We start from the raw sequence: 21155 nt of genomic DNA on the forward strand, positions 1-21155 counted from the left end.
ATCAGAACATCATGGACATCCACGGATAGCCAATCAGCAGCAGGGCCGCCAGGAAGATGGCACCGAAGATGGTGCCGAGGCGCCAGTAGTCTTTGGTTGGCAGGTAGCCGCTACCGTAGTAAATCGGGCTTGGGCCAGTACCGTACGGAGTGATGATCCCCATCACGCCCAGCGAGGTCACCATCAGCAGAACGAACACTTCCATATTCATGCCCGGAATGGTGGAGGCGATGGTCAGCATCGCTGGCAGCAGCGCCGTGGTGTGCGCGGTGGTGCTGGCAAACAGGTAGTGCAGCAGGTAGAACGCCAGCAGCAGGACGATGGTCGCCACGCCCGGAGAGATACCGCTCATCAGCAGGCCGCCTTCTTTACCTAACCAGCTGATAAAGCCGGTAGAGGAGAGGCCATCCGCCAGCGCCACCAGGGTGGCGAACCAGACGAAGGTGTTCCATGCAGCTTTGTTACCGGTGATATCGTTCCACTCCAGCACGCCGGTCCACAGCATCAGGCCGACGATGAGCAGGGCCGCCATGGCAGGCTCAATCCATGCGGCAGCGAAGATCCACATCAACAGCGCACAGCATACGAACACCAGCAGAAGGATCTCATTGCGCGACAGTTTGCCCAGTTTTTCCAGCTCGCGGGTCGCCCACAGCGGCACTTCGTTATTCACTTTGACTTCAGGTGGGTAGAACCAGTAGGCCAGCAGCGGCATGGTCAGGATCAGCAGGATGCCCAGCGGCAGGAAGGCGAGGAACCAGGTCCCCCAGGAAATGTCGATCCCAACCGTACTTTTCACCAGCGCCAGGGCCAGCAGGTTTGGCGCGAGGGCGGAGAGGAACATTGAGCTGGTGATACAGGCCGCGGTGATCGCCACCCACATCAGGTACGAACCAATCTTACGCGCGCTGGGGTCGTTCGGTTTTGAACCGTACAGCGGCGGCAGGTTAGCGATAATCGGGTAGATGGTCCCGCCGCTGCGCGCGGTGTTGGACGGAGTGAACGGTGCCAGCAGCAGGTCCGCAAACGTAATCGCGTAACCGAGCGTCAGGCTGCGACGGCCAAGATACTTCACCAGAATCAGCGCCAGACGGCGGCCGAAGCGGGTTTTGTCATAGCCAGCGGCGAACATAAAGGCACCGAAAATCAGCCAGACGGTGGAGTTACCAAACCCGCTCACCGCCCATTTAAAGGAGGCGCCCGCCAGCTTGAATTTCGGGTCAGCCAGCTGTTCAGGGCTGAACAGCACCCACTGGCTGCACAGGGCAATGGCGACCACGCCGGTCAGGCCGATCACCGCGCCCGGCAGGGGTTCGAAGATAAGACCGACGATCACGCCGACGAAGATGGCGAAGTAGTGCCATGCATAAGGAGGCAGTCCTTCCGGTACCGGAACAAACAGCAGCAGTACGGCGACGATGACGGGCAGTGCCATCATCAGCAGACGTTTTGCGTTTCCATTTGATGCCTGGTTCGCCACAGGGGGCGTTACAGCAGTTTTTGTATTCATAGTTTCACGTCTTAAGTTGTCAAAAATTCGGTCGCACTGAAAAGTCAAAATTGCTTTCTTAAGTTTCTTTGCTTTTTTTAGTTATTAAAGGTGCGTTTTTGTATTTTCAGTAATAGCGATTTAACGCTTTTTTGTGTGCGTTAAATTAAAAAATGATGATGTTTTTATATTGCGCTTTTAAATGCCATGACTATTGATCGAGATCAAAAAAACAGAATTGCAGCGTTATTTTTATGCTTTTATTAATAACCACTCTGGCGTATGTGGTTATTATCTTTTTTTGCGGGTTTATTTTATCATTTCTGTAACAATTCGAAATTTTAATAACTCCTATTCAGTTGATTTTAAAGGGTGTTTTTGGTTTTTGGCGAAATGGTTTTACCATTTTTTATTTAACGTATTTTAAAATATTGTGAATGCCTGAATGACAATCGCTAACACCAATGTATTATTAGTGTTATCACAGGGATTAAATAGTTTTTTAACTAACGTAATAACTTTAGAAACTAAAAAAATCATTATATTAATATCATGACATCGGCAAAAAACGACGAAATAAAAAATCAATCCGATAACGAATTCTCAATTTTTAAAAGTTTGGAGTTTCTATTATGAGCACTAACGAACGCATTCTTAGCCCCTTCACATTACCGAATGGCACTGAACTGAAAAACCGTTTGTTAATGGCCCCTATGACCACCTGTACCGGCTATTATGACGGCACCGTCACCAGCGAGCTGGTGGAGTACTATCGGGCCCGTTCCGGCAGCATTGGCACCATCATCGTGGAGTGCTGCTTCGTCGACGATCTCGGCCTTGCCTTCCCGGGGGCAATTGGTATTGATAACGATGAGAAAATCGCCGGGCTGGCGAAAATCGCCGAGGCCATTAAATCCAAAGGATCTAAGGCCCTGCTGCAGATCTACCACGGTGGCCGCATGGTTGATCCGAAACTGATCGGTGGCCGTACCCCGGTTGGCCCAAGCGCCGTGGCCGCGCCGCGTGACGGTGCCGCAACGCCGGTTGCCCTGACCGCCGAAGAAGTGGAAGGCATGATCGGCAAGTTTGGTGAAGCCGTGCGCCGCGCCATCCAGGCCGGTTTTGACGGCGTGGAAATCCACGGGGCGAACACCTACCTGATTCAGCAGTTCTACTCTCCAAACTCTAACCAGCGCGACGACGAGTGGGGCGGCAGCCGCGACAACCGCGCGAAGTTCCCGCTGGCGGTGCTGGACATCACCCACAAAATGGTGCGCCAGTACGCGGACGACGCGTTTATTATTGGCTACCGTTTCTCCCCTGAAGAGCTGGAAGTGCCGGGCATCCGCTTTGAAGACACCATGTACCTGCTGGAGAAACTGGCGGCGCGCGGCGTGGACTACCTGCACTTCTCCGTCGGCGCGACTCTGCGTCCGTCCATTGTCGACACCCAGGACCCGACGCCGCTGATCGAAAAATACTGCGCGATGCGCTCTGAAACCCTGGCGCAGGTTCCGGTGATGGGCGTGGGCGGCGTGGTGAATGCGTCAGACGTGAATGAAGCGCTGGACCACGGTTACGACCTGATTGCCGTTGGCCGCGCCACTATTGCCTACCCGGACTGGACCGACCGCATCGCGGCGGGTGAAAGCCTTGAGCTGTTTATGGACAGCACCAAACGCGAGGAACTGAGCATTCCTGAACCGCTGTGGCGCTTCTCGCTGGTGGAAGCGATGATCCGCGACATGAGCATGGGCGAATCGAAATTCAAACCGGGCATGTTCACCGAGAAGGTGCAGGACGACGCGAACGAGCTGGTGATTAACGTCAGTCTGGAAACCGACCGCATTGCGGACATCGAGCTGGCCTCTGGCCCGAGCGATGACGTTGAGTTCGTCACCAGCTTTGAAGAGATCCGTACCCGCATTCTTGACGCCAATACCCCGCACGTGGATGCCATCACCGGTGCAACCAGCCAGAGTGAAGCGGTGAAGAAAGCGGTCTCTAAAGCGATGCTGAAATCCAGCAAAGCGCTGGCAGCGGAAGAGGGCGTGGACCCGAACGAAACCCGCAGCGTGGACGTGGTTGTTGTCGGTAGCGGCGGCGCCGGTCTGGCGGCGGCGATTCAGGCTCACGACGAAGGCGCGAGCGTGCTGATTGTTGAGAAGATGCCGACCATCGGCGGGAACACCATTAAAGCCTCTGCCGGTATGAATGCCGCCGAAACCCGCTTCCAGCGCGTGAAGGGCATTCAGGACAGCAAAGAGCTGTTCTACCAGGAAAGCCTGAAAGGCGGCGGCAACAAGAACAACCCTGAACTGCTGCGCCGCTTTGTCGAGAACGCGCCGCAGGCGATTGAGTGGCTGGCAACGCGCGGCATCATGCTGAACGACATCACCACCACCGGTGGGATGAGCATCGACCGTACTCACCGTCCAAAAGACGGCTCTGCGGTGGGGGGCTACCTGATCAGCGGCCTGGTGCGTAACGTCAACAAACGTAACATCGAGGTGATGCTGGATACCTCCGTCAGCGACATTATCTTCGAGAACGGTGAAGTGACCGGGGTTCGCCTGACCACCGAAGAGAACGAAACCGTCACCGTGGCAGCGAAAAGCGTGATCGTGGCGACGGGCGGCTTCAGCGCCAACAGCCAGATGGTCGTCAAATACCGTCCGGATCTGGAAGGGTTCGTCACCACCAACCACAAAGGGGCAACCGGCGGCGGCATCGCGCTGCTGGAGCGCATCGGGGCGGGCACCGTGGATATGGGCGAAATCCAAATTCACCCCACCGTTGAGCAGAACACCTCGTACCTGATTTCCGAATCCATCCGCGGGGGCGGGGCGATTCTGGTCAACCAGAAAGGGGAGCGCTTCTACAACGAAATGTCGACCCGCGATAAAGTCTCGGCGTCAATCATCGCGCTGCCGGAGAAATACGCGTACATCGTCTTTGACGAGCACGTACGTGCTAAAAACAAAGCCGCGGATGAGTATATTGCGAAAGGCTTCGTGACCAGCGCCAGCTCGCCAAAAGCGCTGGCGGAAGCGCTCGGTATGGATCACCACGCTTTCCTCGCGACCCTGGAACGTTACAACGGTTTCGTTGAAAAACAGCACGATGACGATTTTGGTCGTACCACCGCGCTGCGTGCGCCTATCAACGAAGGGCCTTTCTACGCTATTCAGATTGCGCCAGGCGTGCACCACACCATGGGCGGCGTGACCATCAACACCGAAACCTGCGTGCTGGACAGCAACCACAACGTACTGCCGGGGGCGTTTGCGGCGGGTGAAGTGGTCGGGGGGATCCACGGCGGCAACCGTATCGGCGGTAACGCGGTGGCGGATATCATTATTTTTGGTACCCTTGCAGGACATCAGGCGGCGATGCGCTCAAAAAGAACGTAAGGCTCCTGTCTCCCCGGCGGCGCGGTGCCTGCCGGGGCTACATCTGAGGACACATGCAATGCCTGATAGCCATCGCGTTTACAGCTACACCGCCGTTCTGATGGGCTCGCCCATTCTCCTGAAGCTCTTCTCCCATGACGAAGCCCTCGCGTCCCGCGTTTTCCGCCTGATCAAACAGTACGAAGATCTCCTCACCGTTAACCGGGCGCATTCCCAGGTGATGGACATCAACCATGCGGCGGGCCAGCATCCGGTTGCCGTCAGTCGTCCGGTGTTTGAACTGATCCGCTGTGCCAAAGCGGCAAGCATGCTAAAAGACAGCGCGTTTAACCTGGCTATCGGCCCGCTGGTGAAGCGCTGGAAGATTGGCTTTCAGGGAGACAGCGTTCCGCCTGCCGATGACATTGCGTCCCTGCTGGCGATAACCCGGCCCGAGGAGGTCATCCTTGATGAGGCGCAGACCAGCGTGTTTCTGACCAGATCGGGGATGGAGATTGATCTGGGGGCCATCGCCAAAGGCTATATCGCCGACCGGGTGCGGGACTACCTGCGCAAAGAGGGCGCTGAGCTGGGGCTGATCAACCTCGGCGGAAACATCCAGACGTTAGGCTCGCCGGAAGGTGGCTGGAGCGTGGGGCTAAAAAAACCGTTTGCCGGTGACGCGCTTATCGGTGCGATGACGGTGGAGAACCTCTCCGTGGTGACCTCGGGAACGTACGAGCGCTACTTCGAGCAGAACGGCAAGCGCTATCACCATATTCTCGATCCGCGCACCGGGTATCCGCTCGACAACGAGCTGGAGAGCGTCACTATCATTTCAAAAGACTCCATTGATGGCGACATCTGGACCACGCTGATGTACGGCATGGGGGTAGAAAAGGGCTGTGCCGCCCTGCGTGCGCGCCCCGATATTGAAGCTATCTTTGTGACCAAAACAAAAGAAGTGGTGATCTCCTCGATGCACCACTTCCGTTTTACCCTTCTGGACGAGAGCTACCGCGTTATTGGCAGTACTGTTTGAGCAGCCCGATCTGTTCCGGCTGTAAGCGGTAGCGGTACACCGGACGCCCGGTGGCGCCGTAGTGAATGCTGGTGAACAGAATGTTGATCTGCGCAAGCCAAATCAGGTACTTACGGCAGGAGACGCGGGAGATATTGACTGCGTTAGCCAGATCGTCGGTGGAAAATTCCGTCTCCGGGTGGCCATCAATCCACTGGCAAATCGTGCGCAGCGTTTGCGGCGTTAACCCCTTCGGCAATTTTTTAGTGTCCGCCAGCTCCGGCGCGCCGCCGTGGATCAGCCTGTCGACGTCCGCCTGCTCGTAATACTGGTGCGAGCCCATCAGGCTGTGCTTTGCCTTCCAGCCGTTCAGCGCCTCTTCAAAGCGCGGGAACTGGAACGGCTTTATCAGATAATCCACCACGCCGTAGTGGATGGAGGTCTGGATCGTGGCGGCATCGGCGGCCGAGGAGATCATAATCACATCAATCGGGCGGCCTGACGCGCGAATATCGGGCAGCAGATCCAGCCCGTTATCCTGCTGCATGTAGACGTCCAGCAGCACCAGATCGACAGGCTGGCAGGGGTTATTGATAAAGGCCCTGGCCTGATTGAGCGTGGAGGCGACGCCGCAGCAGCTGAAGCCTTCAACACGGTTGACGTACAGACGGTTGAGATCGGCTACCATGGCGTCATCATCGACAATTAATACATTTATCACGCGATATTCCTCTCGCTATCCCAGGGGATGTGAACAAAAAATTGGGTAAATACGCCAGGCTCAGACTCGACGGTGATATCGCCGCCCAGGTTCTGGATCTGCTGGCGAGCAAGGAACAGCCCAACGCCGCGGTTTTCACCTTTTGTTGAGAACCCCTTAGTAAAAATAGCCTCCAGCTGAGTGGGATCAATGCCGGGGCCGTCGTCGCTGACTTCGCAGCTGAGCCAGCCATTCTGATAATGCAGCAGCAGGCCAATCTCGCCTTCCTGCTGTCCTGCCATCGCGTCGAGCGCGTTTTCGATTAAGTTACCCAGCGCGGTGATCAGCACCGCAACCTGCTCTTCACTGCCGGTATCCGGTATCAGGCTTTCATCCGCCAGCGTCAGGGTGATGCCGGCCTCTTTCGCCCGGTTGATTTTGCCCAGCAGGAACCCGGCAACGACCGGGGACTTTACCTTGCTCTGTATCGTACCGATATCCGTCTGGTAATTATGCGCCGTCTGGATGATATACTCCTCCAGCTTGTCGTAACGCTTCATGTGCAGCAGGCCGAGGATCACATGCAGTTTATTCATAAACTCGTGCGTGTGGCTGCGCAGGGCGTCGACGTAGTTGACCATGCCATCAATACGCTGCATCAGCTGGCTGATTTCAGTTTTATCGCGGAAGGTGCTGATAGCCCCGATCACCCGATTCTGGCTTTTGACCGGCACCATGTTGCAGAGCAGCAGTCGTCCGTTGCAGCTAATCTCCTGATCCTGACGCGCAATCCCGGTTTTCGATACCTCACGCAGGCTTGCCAGCAGCGGCTCGCTGGTGTTTTCGGTCTGCTTGCCGGAGGGGAGAAGTAATATCTCTCTGGCAGCGTGGTTAATCATCGTCACGCGGCCGTGAATGTCGACGGCCAGTACCCCTTCGCGAAGCGACTGCAGCATCGCCTGGCGCTGTTCGAACAGGGCGGAGATTTCATAGGGTTCTAGCCCGAACAGGATGCGTTTCAGGACCCGTACCAGACCCCATATCGCCATCGAACTCATAAAGATGCTGAACAGAATCGTCCAGAGCGCGTTGAGCCGCCCGCGGGCTATCTGGTCTTCCACCTTTTTGAGGGAGATCCCGACCACGACGACCCCGATCTGATCGTGCTGGCTGTCATAGACCGGCGTGAAAACGCGAAGCGCCTCGGCGAGGGCACCACGGTTAACCGAGACATTCTCTTTGCCTTCCAGCGCGGGTTCCAGATCGTTGCCGATAAAATGCAGGCCGATGAGCGCCTCGTTCGGGTGCGAGTAGCGAATCCCCCGCATGTCGGTCACAACGGTAAGCAGCAGATCGTTGCGTTGGGTGACGGCTTTAGCGATGGGCTGAATGATGTCGGCCTGCGGCGACTGCATCAGGCCGCGCTGGATCTCCGGGCTGTCGGCCAGCGTGCGGGCGATGCCCAGAGCGGTATCTTTTACATCATCGCGGGTCGCCCGGGTGATCTGCACGGAATAGAGCGCAAAAACTACCAGCAACACCGAGGCGATAATCGCGGACACCATCAACGTGACCAGCGTGTACAGTTTCATGGGGCGCTTGCGCGTCAGAGGGAAAGGCTGCAAATCGCTCATCAACACTCCGCGATGACTAAGAAAGGGAGTGATTATCGCTGATGATGGGCTTTTCTTAAAGCCATGTAAAAGCGTCGATTTACTCTTCTTTTCGTGACCCCACTCGCAGGTCATCTATATAAAACACTTTATAGTGTGTGGGTACTCATAATAAGGAGGCTGTTTATGAGCATTACGCTTACCGGTTCAGTCAAGGAAAGACGGCACGCCAGCACGATGAATATAGATAGATTGTCCACGCTGGACATGCTGAAGGTTATCCACGAGGAAGATGCACGCATTTCTGCTGCTATAACCCCCTGCTTAACGACAATCGCCCGCGCGGTGGATAACGCCGCCTCGGCGCTCAACCACGGCGGCCGTCTGGTGATTGTCGGCGCGGGCCCGTCAGGCTGCATCGCACAACAGGCTGCAGATGAGTATGCGCCGGGTAAAACGCCGGTAATTGCCGTGACGGCAGAAGAGGGGGATGGGGGCTACGAGCGCGGGGTGGCTGACCTGCAGGCCATTAAATTTGATGAACACGATATGATGCTTGCCGTGACCGTCAGCGGAAAAACGCCGTGGGTCTGGGGGGCAATGCGGCATGCTTGGTCGTTGGGAGCGCCGGTTGCGGTCATCACCGGTGATGCACAAAGTGAAGCAGCACAGCTGGCAAGCATGGTAATTGCCCCAGAGCTTGGGGCTGATGTGGTTGCCGGGTATCGCAATACCAGGGCGGGGATCGCGCAAAAAATGATCCTCTCGATGATTACCACCGCGCTGGCCGTTCGCACCGGGCGCGTTTACAGCAACCTGCGCGTGGATCTTGAGGCAAGCAGTACCAAATGGGCCGAACGGCAGATCGCCATCGTGATGGAGGCGGGGGGATGCACCCGGGCGCAGGCAAAGGCCGCGCTGGAGAGCTGTAACCACCACTGTAAAACGGCGGTGTTGATGGTGCTGACCGGTCTGGATGCGTGGAAAGCCCATGAGCTGCTGGCGCAGAATAACGGGTTTATCCGCGTGGCGCTGCAGGAATCGCCGTAAAATAGTGTCCCTTGAAACAAAAAAGCCCGCAAATGCGGGCTTTAGTATTTTCAGGGATCAGAACTGGTAGATCATGCCGATGCCAACGATGTCGTCGGTTGCAATACCGTTGTCATTGTAGAAGGCGTCATCTTCGTCCAGCAGGTTGATTTTATAATCAACGTAGGTGGAGAAGTTCTTGTTGAAGTTGTAGGTCATGCCCAGGTCGATGTAGTTAACCAGATCCTGGTCTACATAGTCATAGCCATTGCGTGGGTGATAATCGTTACCGCCCAGATCGATGCCTTTGGAATAGACCCACGCCAGGGATGGGCGCAGACCGAAGTCAAACTGGTATTGCGCTACGGCTTCAAAGTTCTGCGTTTTGTTGGCGATGCCGTCGCTGCCGTACGGCGTCATGTTGCGGGTTTCCGCGTACATCATCGCCAGGTAGACGCCTTGAGCATCATATTTTGCGCCAACGGTCCATGCGTCTGCACGGTCACCGCCTGCGTATTTGCTGAAGCGGTTATAGTTGCCCGCGCCATAAGCAACCTGATCGTTGGTACGGTCAGAGGAAGAATACGCCGCACCCAGGGTCAGGCCGAAGTCGAAGTCATAGGTGGTAGACATACCGAAGCCGTCGCCGTTCTGGAAGCGTACGTCGTCGTGACCGTTTTTGGTGCCTTCCTGATCTTCGTTAGCGTTTGCGCCTTCGTTAGCACCCTGATACTGCAGCGCGAAGTTCAGTCCATCAACCAGACCGAAGAAATCATTATTACGGTAGGTCGCAACACCGTTGGTACGGCCAACCATATAGTTGTCAGTCCAGGTGTAGGAATCGCCACCAAATACCGGCAGCATATCGGTCCAGGCTTCAACGTCATACACGACGCCGTAATTACGGCCGTAGTCGAATGAACCGTATTCGCCATATTTCAGGCCCGCATAGGCCAGACGGTTAAAAGAGGTGTCCCCGGCGTTTTCGGTATCATTTGCGTAGGTTTTATATTCCCACTGACCGTAACCGACCAGATCGCGTGTAATCTGCGTTTCGCCTTTGAAACCAATCTGCACGTAGGTTTCGTCGCCGTCGTCGCCCGCGTTGTCGGAGAAGGTATGACGCGCGTCAACCTTGCCGTACAGGTCAACTTTATTACCGTCTTTGTTATACATTTCAGCCGCGTTTGCCGCGCCAGCCATTAATAATGCGGGTACAAGAATTGCCAGAACTTTTCTTTTCATTATATATTCCCTTTAAAGATAATTTATATGAATATATGTAATCACCCTCCGTAATTACGTTTCTGATACTATTCTATGGCTCGTGAATTTGGTTCAAAAATAAATGTAATTAAACCAGTGAAAATATTACAAAATATTTCCAAAAATCTCTTTATTTTTCAAATGAATTAATCGCTTGAAAGTATTGCAGGTAATTATTATTAAGTATTTCGGGGTTCTATTTTTAAATTTATTTTATTTAGCTATGTTATAATTCAGTGCCCATTTTCGTAACAGGAAAGGATGATGGAACTCATGCAGTGGCAGCAGCGCTTTGAATCCTGGCTTGATGAACATCACGCGACCGACGACACCGCGCACGATATTTCACACTTCCGTCGCGTCTGGCTGACGGCGCAGAAAATCATGGTTCATCACCACGTCGACCCGCTGACGATCCTGACCGCCTGCTATTTTCACGACATCGTTAGCCTGCCGAAAAATCATCCTGAACGCAGCCAGTCGTCGCGTCTGGCTGCGCGCAGAACGCGGGACATTCTGCACCGCAATTTCCCTGACTTCCCGTCCGATCGCTATGCCGCCGTGGAGCACGCCATCGAGGCGCACAGTTTCAGCGCCGGCCTGACGCCGAAGACGATTGAGGCCAAAATTGTCCAGGATGCAGATCGTCTGGAGGCACTGGGGGCGATTGGCCTGGCGCGCGTGTTTGCCGTGTCAGGCGCGCTGGGCGTACCGCTTTTTGACGCGGACGATCCGTTTGCCGACGCGCGCCCGCTTGATGACCGGGCGTTTGCGCTCGATCATTTTCAGACCAAGCTGCTGCGCTTGCCTGATACAATGCAAACCGACGTCGGGCGCGAGCTCGCGCAGCACAACGCCGATTTTCTGATTCAGTTTATGGCGAAACTCAGTGCCGAATTACAGGGCGACTGCATCGGGCTGGATAGCCAGCTTCAACACCGCTTCCGTCGCAGTTTGCGAAAGTGAACTGTGGTAATCTGTTTCCAGTCTTTATTGCCCGGTTAAAAGAATGCAGGAAAATCGATCAGTGACAGAGCCCGCGCCAGAGCAGGCTGAGAAGTCAACGGCAACGGTGCAGGCATTACTGCGCCAGCTGCTGGATATTTATGACGCTAAAACGCTGGCAAACCAGCTGGTGGCGCACGGCGAGAGCCACTGGAGCCCGGCCATCCTTAAGCGACTGCTGACCAGCGATCGGGCAGGGCGCCGCCTGAGCGAAAGCGAGTTTCGTTATCTGCAAGATCTGCTTCCGCGGCCGTCTGCCGCGCACCCGAACTATGCCTTCCGCTTTATCGATCTGTTTGCCGGCATCGGTGGCATCCGGCACGGCTTTGAAGCTATCGGCGGTCAGTGCGTGTTTACCAGCGAGTGGAACAAACATGCGGTACGCACCTATAAAGCGAACTGGTACTGCGATCCGCACGAACATCATTTCAACGCCGATATCCGCGACGTTACCCTGAGCCATAAAAGCGGCGTCACGGATGAACAAGCCGCCGAGCACATTCGCCAGACGATTCCGGCGCATGACGTGCTGCTGGCGGGCTTCCCGTGTCAGCCTTTCTCGCTGGCCGGCGTCTCCAAAAAGAATGCCCTCGGGCGTGCCCACGGTTTTGCCTGCGATACGCAGGGAACGCTGTTTTTCGATGTGGCCCGAATCATTGACGCCCGTCGCCCGGCCATATTCGTGCTGGAAAACGTCAAGAACTTAAAGAGCCATGACGGTGGAAAGACCTTCCGCATTATCATGCAAACGCTAGACGAGCTGGGCTATGACGTGGCGGATTCCGAGGACATGGGCGCGGATGACCCGAAAATTATCGACGGGAAACACTTCCTGCCCCAGCATCGCGAACGCATTGTGCTCGTCGGTTTCCGCCGCGATCTCAATCTGAAGGGGGATTTCACCCTGCGGGATATTCCCTCCTTATACCCCGAGCGTCGTCCAACCATTGCCGACTTGCTGGAGCCGGTGGTCGACGCGAAATTTATCCTTACCCCGATCCTGTGGAAATACCTCTACCGCTATGCCAAAAAGCATCAGGCCAAAGGCAACGGATTTGGGTTTGGCATGGTGAACCCAAACGATCCGCACAGCGTGACCCGCACGCTGTCCGCTCGCTACTACAAAGACGGCGCGGAAATCCTGATCGACAGAGGCTGGGATAAAGCGCTGGGCGAGAAAGATTTCGACGATCCGCAAAACCAGCGTCACCGTCCGCGGCGCCTCACGCCGCGGGAGTGCGCCCGGTTGATGGGCTTTGAAACGCCGCAGGGCTACCGCTTTCGTATTCCGGTTTCGGACACCCAGGCTTACCGTCAGTTTGGCAACTCGGTGGTGGTGCCCGCGTTCGCGGCGGTGGCAAAACTGCTGGCCCCGCGCATCAGACAGGCGGTGGCGCTCCGCCAGGGTGAGGCCGTCAATGACGGACGTTCACGATAAGGCCACGCGGAGCAAAAACATGCGTGCCATCGGCACGCGTGACACCGCGATAGAAAAGCGTCTGGCCGGGCTTCTGACGCAGGCGGGCTTCGACTTTCGCGTGCAGGATCCCGCACTTGCGGGTCGCCCGGATTTCGTCATCGACGCGTATCGGTGCATTATCTTCACCCACGGCTGTTTCTGGCATCATCACGACTGCTACCTGTTTAAAGTCCCGGCGACGCGCACCGATTTCTGGCTGGAAAAGATTGGCAAGAACGTTGAGAGAGATGCGCGGGATCTCGCCACGCTTGTCGCGCAGGGCTGGCGAGTGCTGATCGTCTGGGAGTGTGCGCTGAGAAGACGGTTAAAGCTGAACGATGCCGATCTGAGCGAACGGCTGGAAGAGTGGATCTGCGGCGGCGGCCAGGCCGCGCAGATCGACACCCAGGGGATCCACGCGCTTACGGTTTCTCCACCTCGCAAGGCGTAACCACGGGCTTTGCCGGCAGCAAATATTTGCCTAAAGTCACCAGCACGACGGCAAAAACAATCACCCCTAAAGCTAACCACTCAACCGGAGAGAGCGTTTCACCGCCAAGCCCGGTGCCGAGCAGCACGGCCACGACCGGGTTGACGTAGGCATAGCTGGTGGCGACCGCCGGTGAGACGTTACGGATCAGGAACATGTAGGCGTTGATGGCGATGATGGAGCCAAACAGCGCCAGATAGCCTACCGCCAGGAAGCCCGACAACGGCGGCAGGGTCGTCAGCTCCTCTCCCGTCAGGGCTGAGGCCAGCAGCAGCACAATCCCAGCCGCAAGCATCTCTATTGCCCCCGCCATCATGCCGGTCGGCAGTTCGATACGCGAACCGTATACGGAGCCAAACGCCCAGCTCATCGAGCCGATAAGGATAATCACTGCGCCCCACGGATTCCCGCTCAGGTTACCGCCGCTGTTAAGCAGAATAATGCCGGCAAGGCCGATGCCAATCCCCAGCCACTCCAGCTTGCGGGTGCGGATGCCGAAAAGGCGGCTGAAGCAGAGGGTAAACAGCGGTACGGTGGCAACGACTACGGCGGCGATCCCAGACGGTACGTTCTGGTGCTCGGCAATGGTCACAAAGCCATTCCCCACCGCCAGCAGCAGCAGGCCTATCAGGGCGGCGTTCAGCATTGGGCGGAGCGGTGGAAGCTTATGCCCGCGCAGCAGCAGGAAGGCCAGCAGCAGCACACCCGCCGAGAGGAAGCGAATGCCCGCCATCATCAGCGGCGGCCAGCTTTCCACGCCGATGCGAATGACAAAATAGGTTGAACCCCAGATGATATACAGCGAAAAAAGTGCCCCGATAAGCGGAAGCAGTTGCCGGAAACGCATAATCCCTCACGACGAAATAAAAAGGTCGCTGATAGTAAACGCGAAAACTATCGCGCTGGCGAGTCCTTTAATTGTGTAGTTGATGTGAATTTTTTGTTGACGAAAGCTGCCTGTTTCCGCGATTGCGCTTTTGCTCCATACTATTCACTTAATTACCAAAAAAAGAAGGATCACCATTTTGGCAGGAAGTAGCTTATTAACATTGCTGGATGATATTGCCACCTTACTGGATGATATTTCCGTGATGGGGAAACTGGCGGCGAAGAAAACCGCAGGGGTGCTGGGGGATGATCTCTCGCTTAACGCCCAACAGGTAAGCGGGGTACGGGCTAACCGTGAGCTGCCGGTGGTGTGGGGCGTGGCAAAAGGCTCGTTTCTGAACAAAGTGATCCTGGTGCCGCTGGCGCTGCTGATCAGCGCATTCATTCCCTGGGCCATCACGCCGCTGCTGATGATTGGCGGGGCATTCTTGTGTTTCGAAGGCGTGGAGAAGGTCCTGCACTCTTTGAGCTCGCGCAAGCAGAAGGATACCCCGGAGGCGCGCCAGCAGCGCCTTGAAGCGCTTGCCGCGCAGGATCCGAAAGTTTTCGAGCGCGATAAAATCAAAGGCGCCATTCGCACCGACTTTATTCTGTCGGCTGAAATTGTCGCCATTACGCTGGGCATCGTCTCCGATGCGCCGCTGCTGAATCAGGTGTTGATCCTCTCCGGGATCGCCATTCTGGTCACGGTGGGCGTTTACGGCCTGGTCGGGCTGATCGTGAAGCTGGATGATATCGGTTACTGGCTGGAGGAGAAATCCAGCGCGGTGGCTAAAGGTATCGGTAAAGGCTTACTGACGCTGGCGCCGTGGCTGATGAAGAGCTTGTCCGTGGTGGGTACCCTGGCGATGTTCCTCGTGGGCGGCGGCATTGTGGTCCACGGCATTGCGCCGCTGCACCATGCCATCGAACATTTCGCCTCGGCGCAGGGGAGCGTGGTGGCAGCGATTCTGCCCACGCTGCTTAATCTGGTGCTGGGCTTTATCGTTGGCGCTATCGTGGTGGCGGCGGTGAAACTGATCGAAAAAATGCGCGGTACGGCGCACTAATTGTTACCCGTCGCAGGGTGCAAAAAGACCATTCCTCGTCTAAATTGAAACAGTTTCACCCTGATACAGGAGGCAGGTATGGTCTTTTTGGTCAGTGATGAAGTTAAGCCTAAGAAGGGCGGCCCGCGCATGATTGTCACCGGGTATTCCAGCGGAATGGTGGAATGTCGGTGGCATGATGGCTACAGCATTAAGCAGGAAGCCTTTCGTGAAGATGAGCTTCAGCCGGGTGACGGCCAGCGCAAGCACGATCAGGCTTAATCACATAACGCCCGGCTTTGCCGGGCGTTTTTAACTGAAGTACCGGGTGTAAGGTAGTAATCAGGGAGTGTGTGTGCAGCGCGATACCTTTGTTGTAAGACGATCCTTTCTGCAATGGCTGCATAAGCGTAGCAATCCGGGTTTGATTGTTAACCTCTGTTTTATCACTGTTCTGGTATTTTCAACCCTCCTGACCTGGCGTGAAGTGGTGGTCCTCGAAGAGGCGTATATCTCCAGCCAGCGCAACCACCTGGAAACCGTGGCCAGCTCGCTGGACAGGCAGCTGCAGTACAGCGTGGATAAAATGCTGTTATTTCGCCAGAGCATGCGCGATGCGCTACAGACGCCGCTGGCCTTCAATGTTTTGCACGATGCAGTATCGCACTTTAACGCATTACGCATGCGTCCCACCTGGCAGCTCCTCGTTGATAGAAATCGCACACTTCCGATTAACGGCGTCTCGGATGCGTTTGTTGAAAAAACGTCGATTCTGAACCGGGACGCTGAACGCATCAGCAATGAAATTTCAGCCGCGCTTGAGGTGGGTTATCTGCTCAGGCTGGCGACGTCGAGCAGGCATAGTGAATCGCGGGTGATCTACGTTTCACGCGCCGGGTTTTATCTTTCGACGGATACGCTAACAGAGGCGAGCGATATTATCCCCCGCTATTATCACCTGGTCACGCAGTCCTGGTTTACCCAGCAGTCGGAACGTAACAATCGCTCCCGTGCGGTGCGCTGGTTTATCTCCACGCCGTCATCCTGGACCGGTGACGAGCGAACGATCACTGCCAGCGTCCCCATCTATTTCAATCACTACTGGTATGGCGTGGTGGCGATGGATTTCTCACTGAATACGATGCAACGCCTGCTGGCAGAGGCGACGGACGACCGTACGGAGGGGGAGTATCAGCTGTACGACTCCCGGCTCAATATGATTGCCTCCTCTGAAAAGACAGATAAACAGGTGAACCATTTCGATGAACGCGAACTCGCGCAGATAGCGCAGGCGATCGAGCACGATACTGGTGGTGGCATCCGCCTCGGCAGCCGTTTCATCAGTTGGCAGCGGCTCGATCATTTTGATGGCCTGGTTTTGCGTGTCCATACTCTGCAGGAAGGGGTACAGGGCGACTTCGGCAGCATCAGTATCGTACTGGCATTACTGTGGGCGCTCTTTACCGCGATGCTGCTGATTTCGTGGCTGGTGATCCGCCGGATGGTCAGCAATATGTATACGCTGCAGCACTCGCTCAAGTGGCAGGCCTGGCACGACCCGCTAACCCGCCTGAATAATCGCGGCGCGCTGTTCGAACGCGCGAAACTGCTGGCGAAGAAGTGTCATCAACAGTCGCTGCCGTTCTCGGTCATTCAGTTAGACCTCGACCATTTTAAAAGCGTCAACGATCGGTTCGGTCACCAGGCCGGTGATAAGGTGCTTTCCCACTCTGCAGGGCTGATTTCCAGCGCCTTGCGTAAAAACGACGTGGCAGGACGCGTGGGCGGGGAAGAGTTTTGTATCGTCCTGCCGGGGCTCGGTCTTGAGGAGGCGAGAGGCGTCGCGGAGCGTATTCGCTGCCGAATCAACAGCAAGGAGATTCTGGTGAAGAAGAGTACGACCCTGCGTATCAGCGCGTCACTCGGCGTCAGCAGCGCCCGGGAAAACGGAAATTACGATTTCGAACAGCTGCAGTCCGTGGCGGATGCTCGGTTATATAAAGCTAAACAGGACGGACGTAACCGGGTTGTCTGGCACGATCATGACAAAAAGTGATCCAGCCCCTCCTGCCAGCCGAGCGGTCCCGCCTGCCGGGTGTGATAAACCCGGCGGGGGTTATCGTCCCGTAACGTAATACCCTGCCGGTTTATCCCCTTAATCACCACCGCGAAGTCCACGCTGTCCAGCAGCGGCGCGTCATTCGGCCCATCGCCGAGCCCCAGGGTCGTGGGTTCAATATTTTCCCGTTCACGGTACTGCGCGATTAGCCAGTTAGCCGCAACGTCCTTACCGCAGCCGGCATCGAGAATATGCCAGAAACGGGCACCCTGCAGGCATTTCAGCCCGCGTTGCGCCAGCGCCGCTTCAAACCGGGCCATGGCTTCGTCGGAATCACGCCAGATGAGCGTGACGGAGGCGTCATGCTTGCGGGCAAGCGCCGCCCGGTAGCGGGTCACCCCCGTCCATTCGCTAATGACGCGTTCGTCCACGTCGTCAAAGGTGGTGAATTTGAAGCCCGCCTGCTGGCGGATTTGCTCAATAAGCGGACGAATCTCCCGGTGCGTCATGCCGTTGATGTGGCGCTGACCCATTTCCCAGCGCACGTCAGGCTGAATCACCGCGCCGTTCTCAGCGATAAACGGTAACCCTTCCAGACCCAGATCCTGCTGAATATCCAGCATCTCTGCCGCGCTCTTGCTGCTGCAAAGAATCACCGGTACCTGGTTATCCTGCAGTTTATCCAGCCATGGCATCGCGGGCTGCCACTCATAGGTATGAATATCCAGCAGCGATCCATCCAGATCGGAAAAAATCAGCAGGGGACCCCGGAGTGAAAGCATAGTAACTCCCGAAAACGAATGAGTCTTAATCTAAGAATATTCCTAAAAAAATATTTGGGCTTAAACCGGATTGAGGAGAACCGATCCAGCCAAACCCGCATTCGGCGGATGTTGTTGCTCATAACCAAAACGATTATGTTAAAAATATTATATTCGCCGTAAGAATATATGCTTGTCATGCAAAATCGTTGGGGATAGTGTTGTTTGTACATCAGATTTCCTGGTGTAACGAATTTTCAAGTGCTTCTTGCATAAGCAAGTTTTGATCCCGGCCATCCCCATGACCGGGATTTTTTTCGTGTTAACGATTTGCTTCAGACACGCTAAAGTCATGAATATCCAGCTCGAAGGCCTCCGCCAGCTCGCGGTAGGTGTGATAATCCCTCCCGTTAACAATGACGTGGTCCGAACCATCGTTTGTGCGGCGGACTTCTGACTCACTGATCTCATTGATGGCGGCCAGCAGGGCATCGACATCCACCTCGACCTCGCGTTTGATGGTGTCGCTGTACTCTTTATCGGTCTTCATTACGGGGCTCCTCATTAAACCGTGTCCACGGTAAGTATAGACTGTGTATAAAAACGCCATTCACGCCGTGCGGCGATGTGTGTTTTTGCGTTTTGTTCTACACTGGCTCAAAACCAGAGGAGGAATGTATGAAGGTCAACGATCGGGTAACCGTTAAAACGGACGGTGGGCCGCGCCGCCCGGGGGTGGTGCTGGCAATTGAAGAGTTTAGTGAAGGCACAATGTACCTGGTCTCACTGGAAGACTACCCGCTCGGTATCTGGTTTTTTAACGAACTGGGGCATCCGGACGGCATTTTTGTTGAGAAAGCGGAGTAGTACGGCGTCGGGTAGCATTGCGCGTGCCCGACCACGTCCGCAAAAGCAAAAATCTCTGGCCAGGCCAGAGATCAAAGGTAGGGTGCAAAGGGGTTTAAGCCACTAACGCATGTTGACGAAAATCCCGTTCGTCACATTATCGGTCAGACGTACCACGTGATAGATCACTTGCTTATTATGCGTTTTAATTTTCCTTTTAATATTTCCTTTGTGTGACGAAACGGTTTTCGCTTTAATATTCATCTGGTCAGAGATCTGAATAGTTCCTTGTCCAGCCATCCACATTCGCAGCATACTTGATTCAGTCCTGCTTAATGAAAGGGTGGGTAAGTTAACCGCTCCTACATTTTTAACTTCTTTATTCAAATAATCACCCAGAATGTCATCCAGCGACTCGGGTTTAATCGACTTAGAACTGATCAATAAATTTTTACGGACCAACAAATACTCATCGAAATGGATATTCGCGATCGCCATAAAAACAATAAACAGGGTTTTTGGATGCTGATTAATGATTTGCTTAATGTGCTGACTGTTGGCTGGATCGTGAATGAAACAGTCCTCATTAATAAACACCACGCCTGGTTTGAGTTCGTCACAAGCGGCTGCGAGTTCTTCAACGGTGTGTGCATCGTTGATGTCTCTCTTTCTTACCCCTCTGCTTGCCAGGTACCCGGTTAACCCTAGCCGGGTGTAGCTGCATAAATCCATAATGATCGTTGACATGGCATACCCTCACTCAATGCGTAACGATAATTCACCATCTGCCTGAGAGCTCAAAACAGCCATACGGGATGGAAAAAAATAATAAACCTGTGAGCATGACAAAGACTTTCAGGCGGACTCACTATCCCGTAAAGTTACGTATAATTTGCCAGGAATCTTCTTAAAGTAAAGTAAATATTAAGTATTGTGAGGTGGTTAGAAACATTTAAACCGCGTCAGATATATCCTGGAAGATGTTTTTCGCGTTTTATTTTAGGAATATCCTCAGAAAGACAATAGCGATCGTGAGGACTATTATTTACGTGGCAATTCGCTGACAATATCCGCTAACAGATTGAATATCTCGCCGAATAAATGTTCACAGAAGGGGGCGATAAGGGGCATCAGTAATGACATTAATAAAATTCCGACCGTCAACGTTAGCGGAAAACCAATCACAAACACCGAGAGCTGCGGAGCCATTCTGTTCAGCAAGCCTAATGCCAGGTTGACGGTGAGCAGCAGCGTGATGATCGGCAGAGCCAGCATCAGACCGTTGAGGAAGATCAGCCCCGCCGCGCGGGTCAGCGCGAGGAAGGCATTGCTGTTGACCGGGTTATCACCGATCGGCAGCGTATGGAAAGTATCCACCAGCATGGAGATGAGCCACAGATGACCGTTGAGCGACAGAAACAGCAGCATGGCGAGCAGATCGATGATGCGAGCCAGCACCGGCATGTTGAGATGGCTGCCGGGATCGACAAACGTGGCGAACGATAATCCCATTTGCAGGCCAATCAACTCACCGGCCGTGCGCACGGCGGCGAAGGCGAGCTGCATGGTAAAGCCCACGGCGACGCCAATCATCACCTGCTGTAAAGCGACCCATATTGCGTTAACCGAGAAGATGGGAATATTCACGGGTGGCAGGGAAGGGGCGACGATAATGGTGATGATAATGCCCAGCCCCACCTTAACGCGCTTGGGGATCGATTTCTCGCTGAGAATGGGGGCGGTGGAGATCAGCGCCAGAATGCGCAGCATCGGCCAGAAATAGACGCCGAGCCACTGAACCCACTGGTCGCTGGTGAAGTGCAGCATCGTCAGGTCAGCCGATGATGTACGGCAGATTGGTAAACAGGTTGCGCATATAGTCCAGCAGCAGGTTTAGCATCCACGGCCCGGCCACGATAATCGCCACGAACACGGCGATGATTTTCGGGATGAACGACAGCGTCATTTCGTTAATCTGCGTGGCGGCCTGAAGAATACTGATAATCAGGCCGGTAACCAGCGCGACAAGCAGCAGCGGCGCGGCAACGGCAATGGCGATTTTCATCGCTTCCGTGCCCATCATCATGACCGATTCGGGTGTCATTGCCG

Annotated in this window: 19 protein-coding genes and 1 pseudogene; 10 read left to right on the top strand and 10 right to left on the bottom strand. The window is 55.0% G+C overall.

The window, feature by feature from the left end:
- Window position 1: 1 nt before the first annotated feature.
- Window positions 2-1510 carry an anion permease gene (locus APT89_RS01970; protein ID WP_023325580.1) on the bottom strand — a complete coding sequence of 503 codons (1509 nt, stop codon included), beginning with the start codon at window positions 1508-1510 and terminating at the stop codon, window positions 2-4.
- A gap of 611 nt (window positions 1511-2121) precedes the next feature.
- Between APT89_RS01970 and APT89_RS01975 the strand changes: the two genes are divergently transcribed.
- Both APT89_RS01975 and APT89_RS01980 read left to right on the top strand, forming a co-directional pair.
- The gene (locus tag APT89_RS01975) at window positions 2122-4902 is read left to right on the top strand and encodes a flavocytochrome c (RefSeq protein ID WP_060571682.1); all 2781 of its coding nucleotides are present in this window, start codon (window positions 2122-2124) and stop codon (window positions 4900-4902) included.
- Between the two features lie 58 nt (window positions 4903-4960).
- Entirely contained in the window at window positions 4961-5923 is a 963-nt protein-coding gene (locus APT89_RS01980) for an FAD:protein FMN transferase (protein WP_060571683.1), read from the top strand.
- On the opposite strand, the gene dcuR is transcribed toward APT89_RS01980, so the two are convergent.
- Both dcuR and APT89_RS01990 read right to left on the bottom strand, forming a co-directional pair.
- Window positions 5904-6623 carry a two-component system response regulator DcuR gene (gene dcuR / locus APT89_RS01985; protein ID WP_060571684.1) on the bottom strand — a complete coding sequence of 240 codons (720 nt, stop codon included), beginning with the start codon at window positions 6621-6623 and terminating at the stop codon, window positions 5904-5906. The genes APT89_RS01980 and dcuR overlap by 20 nt on opposite strands.
- Window positions 6620-8236 (bottom strand): sensor histidine kinase, encoded by a 1617-nt coding sequence (locus APT89_RS01990; protein WP_060571685.1) that lies wholly within the window; start codon window positions 8234-8236, stop codon window positions 6620-6622. The genes dcuR and APT89_RS01990 overlap by 4 nt, the downstream gene beginning before the upstream one ends.
- 165 nt (window positions 8237-8401) lie before the next feature.
- On the opposite strand from APT89_RS01990, the gene APT89_RS01995 reads away from it, so the two are divergent.
- Window positions 8402-9265 (top strand): N-acetylmuramic acid 6-phosphate etherase, encoded by an 864-nt coding sequence (locus tag APT89_RS01995; protein ID WP_060571686.1) that lies wholly within the window; start codon window positions 8402-8404, stop codon window positions 9263-9265.
- 57 nt (window positions 9266-9322) lie between these two features.
- Here the strand turns inward: APT89_RS01995 and ompC are convergent, their stop codons facing one another.
- The gene (ompC, locus tag APT89_RS02000; protein ID WP_048956479.1) at window positions 9323-10489 is read right to left on the bottom strand and encodes a porin OmpC; all 1167 of its coding nucleotides are present in this window, start codon (window positions 10487-10489) and stop codon (window positions 9323-9325) included.
- Between the two features lie 285 nt (window positions 10490-10774).
- Between ompC and APT89_RS02005 the strand changes: the two genes are divergently transcribed.
- From APT89_RS02005 to APT89_RS02015, 3 genes are all read left to right on the top strand, one after another.
- Entirely contained in the window at window positions 10775-11476 is a 702-nt protein-coding gene (locus APT89_RS02005) for a phosphohydrolase (RefSeq protein ID WP_060571687.1), read from the top strand.
- A 61-nt stretch (window positions 11477-11537) separates the two neighbouring features.
- A complete protein-coding gene (locus tag APT89_RS02010) occupies window positions 11538-12953 on the top strand; it encodes a DNA cytosine methyltransferase (RefSeq protein WP_041909349.1) in 1416 nt (471 codons plus the stop codon).
- A complete protein-coding gene (locus APT89_RS02015) occupies window positions 12934-13425 on the top strand; it encodes a very short patch repair endonuclease (protein ID WP_060571688.1) in 492 nt (163 codons plus the stop codon). The genes APT89_RS02010 and APT89_RS02015 overlap by 20 nt, the downstream gene beginning before the upstream one ends.
- On the opposite strand, the gene yedA is transcribed toward APT89_RS02015, so the two are convergent.
- Entirely contained in the window at window positions 13397-14311 is a 915-nt protein-coding gene (gene yedA, locus APT89_RS02020; RefSeq protein ID WP_028013712.1) for a drug/metabolite exporter YedA, read from the bottom strand. The two genes, APT89_RS02015 and yedA, sit on opposite strands and share 29 nt — an antisense overlap.
- Window positions 14312-14486: 175 nt before the next feature.
- On the opposite strand from yedA, the gene APT89_RS02025 reads away from it, so the two are divergent.
- From APT89_RS02025 to dgcQ, 3 genes are all read left to right on the top strand, one after another.
- Window positions 14487-15401 carry a DUF808 domain-containing protein gene (locus APT89_RS02025; protein ID WP_169804339.1) on the top strand — a complete coding sequence of 305 codons (915 nt, stop codon included), beginning with the start codon at window positions 14487-14489 and terminating at the stop codon, window positions 15399-15401.
- Between the two features lie 78 nt (window positions 15402-15479).
- Window positions 15480-15662: a YodC family protein gene (locus APT89_RS02030; protein ID WP_028013710.1), complete on the top strand. Its 183-nt coding sequence runs from the start codon at window positions 15480-15482 to the stop codon at window positions 15660-15662.
- A gap of 73 nt (window positions 15663-15735) precedes the next feature.
- Window positions 15736-17436, top strand: coding sequence for a cellulose biosynthesis regulator diguanylate cyclase DgcQ (gene dgcQ / locus APT89_RS02035; RefSeq protein WP_045631637.1), 1701 nt, complete (start codon window positions 15736-15738; stop codon window positions 17434-17436).
- Here the strand turns inward: dgcQ and APT89_RS02040 are convergent.
- Window positions 17421-18221: a mannosyl-3-phosphoglycerate phosphatase-related protein gene (locus APT89_RS02040; RefSeq protein ID WP_045631638.1), complete on the bottom strand. Its 801-nt coding sequence runs from the start codon at window positions 18219-18221 to the stop codon at window positions 17421-17423. The genes dgcQ and APT89_RS02040 overlap by 16 nt on opposite strands.
- Before the next feature lie 301 nt (window positions 18222-18522).
- Window positions 18523-18750, bottom strand: coding sequence for a YodD family peroxide/acid resistance protein (yodD, locus tag APT89_RS02045; protein ID WP_028013707.1), 228 nt, complete (start codon window positions 18748-18750; stop codon window positions 18523-18525).
- 128 nt (window positions 18751-18878) lie between these two features.
- On the opposite strand from yodD, the gene dsrB reads away from it, so the two are divergent.
- Window positions 18879-19067: a protein DsrB gene (dsrB, locus tag APT89_RS02050; RefSeq protein ID WP_013097741.1), complete on the top strand. Its 189-nt coding sequence runs from the start codon at window positions 18879-18881 to the stop codon at window positions 19065-19067.
- A gap of 102 nt (window positions 19068-19169) precedes the next feature.
- Here the strand turns inward: dsrB and rcsA are convergent, their stop codons facing one another.
- The 3 genes and pseudogenes from rcsA to fliQ form a co-directional block, all read right to left on the bottom strand.
- Window positions 19170-19793 carry a transcriptional regulator RcsA gene (gene rcsA, locus APT89_RS02055; RefSeq protein ID WP_013097740.1) on the bottom strand — a complete coding sequence of 208 codons (624 nt, stop codon included), beginning with the start codon at window positions 19791-19793 and terminating at the stop codon, window positions 19170-19172.
- A 287-nt stretch (window positions 19794-20080) separates the two neighbouring features.
- Window positions 20081-20873, bottom strand: a pseudogene (gene fliR, locus APT89_RS02060) (flagellar biosynthetic protein FliR); the annotation flags it as partial.
- Window positions 20874-20880: 7 nt separating this feature from the next.
- The gene (gene fliQ, locus APT89_RS02065) at window positions 20881-21150 is read right to left on the bottom strand and encodes a flagellar biosynthesis protein FliQ (RefSeq protein WP_008500315.1); all 270 of its coding nucleotides are present in this window, start codon (window positions 21148-21150) and stop codon (window positions 20881-20883) included.
- Window positions 21151-21155: the final 5 nt, after the last annotated feature.

This window comes from Enterobacter sp. 50588862 (assembly GCF_001462935.1).
GTDB classification, from domain to species: Bacteria; Pseudomonadota; Gammaproteobacteria; order Enterobacterales; family Enterobacteriaceae; genus Enterobacter; species Enterobacter bugandensis.

What these genes read in the sequence shown, in the direction of transcription:
- APT89_RS02005 (WP_060571687.1), top strand. Translation starts at nt 10,775, where the DNA reads ATGGAACTCATGCAGTGGCAGCAGCGCTTTGAATCCTGGCTTGATGAA.
- rcsA (WP_013097740.1), bottom strand. Translation starts at nt 19,793, where the DNA reads ATGTCAACGATCATTATGGATTTATGCAGCTACACCCGGCTAGGGTTA.
- APT89_RS01995 (WP_060571686.1), top strand. Translation starts at nt 8,402, where the DNA reads ATGAGCATTACGCTTACCGGTTCAGTCAAGGAAAGACGGCACGCCAGC.
- dsrB (WP_013097741.1), top strand. Translation starts at nt 18,879, where the DNA reads ATGAAGGTCAACGATCGGGTAACCGTTAAAACGGACGGTGGGCCGCGC.
- APT89_RS02015 (WP_060571688.1), top strand. Translation starts at nt 12,934, where the DNA reads ATGACGGACGTTCACGATAAGGCCACGCGGAGCAAAAACATGCGTGCC.
- ompC (WP_048956479.1), bottom strand. Translation starts at nt 10,489, where the DNA reads ATGAAAAGAAAAGTTCTGGCAATTCTTGTACCCGCATTATTAATGGCT.
- APT89_RS01970 (WP_023325580.1), bottom strand. Translation starts at nt 1,510, where the DNA reads ATGAATACAAAAACTGCTGTAACGCCCCCTGTGGCGAACCAGGCATCA.
- APT89_RS02030 (WP_028013710.1), top strand. Translation starts at nt 15,480, where the DNA reads ATGGTCTTTTTGGTCAGTGATGAAGTTAAGCCTAAGAAGGGCGGCCCG.
- APT89_RS02040 (WP_045631638.1), bottom strand. Translation starts at nt 18,221, where the DNA reads ATGCTTTCACTCCGGGGTCCCCTGCTGATTTTTTCCGATCTGGATGGA.
- APT89_RS01980 (WP_060571683.1), top strand. Translation starts at nt 4,961, where the DNA reads ATGCCTGATAGCCATCGCGTTTACAGCTACACCGCCGTTCTGATGGGC.
- APT89_RS01975 (WP_060571682.1), top strand. Translation starts at nt 2,122, where the DNA reads ATGAGCACTAACGAACGCATTCTTAGCCCCTTCACATTACCGAATGGC.
- fliQ (WP_008500315.1), bottom strand. Translation starts at nt 21,150, where the DNA reads ATGACACCCGAATCGGTCATGATGATGGGCACGGAAGCGATGAAAATC.
- yodD (WP_028013707.1), bottom strand. Translation starts at nt 18,750, where the DNA reads ATGAAGACCGATAAAGAGTACAGCGACACCATCAAACGCGAGGTCGAG.
- yedA (WP_028013712.1), bottom strand. Translation starts at nt 14,311, where the DNA reads ATGCGTTTCCGGCAACTGCTTCCGCTTATCGGGGCACTTTTTTCGCTG.
- APT89_RS01990 (WP_060571685.1), bottom strand. Translation starts at nt 8,236, where the DNA reads ATGAGCGATTTGCAGCCTTTCCCTCTGACGCGCAAGCGCCCCATGAAA.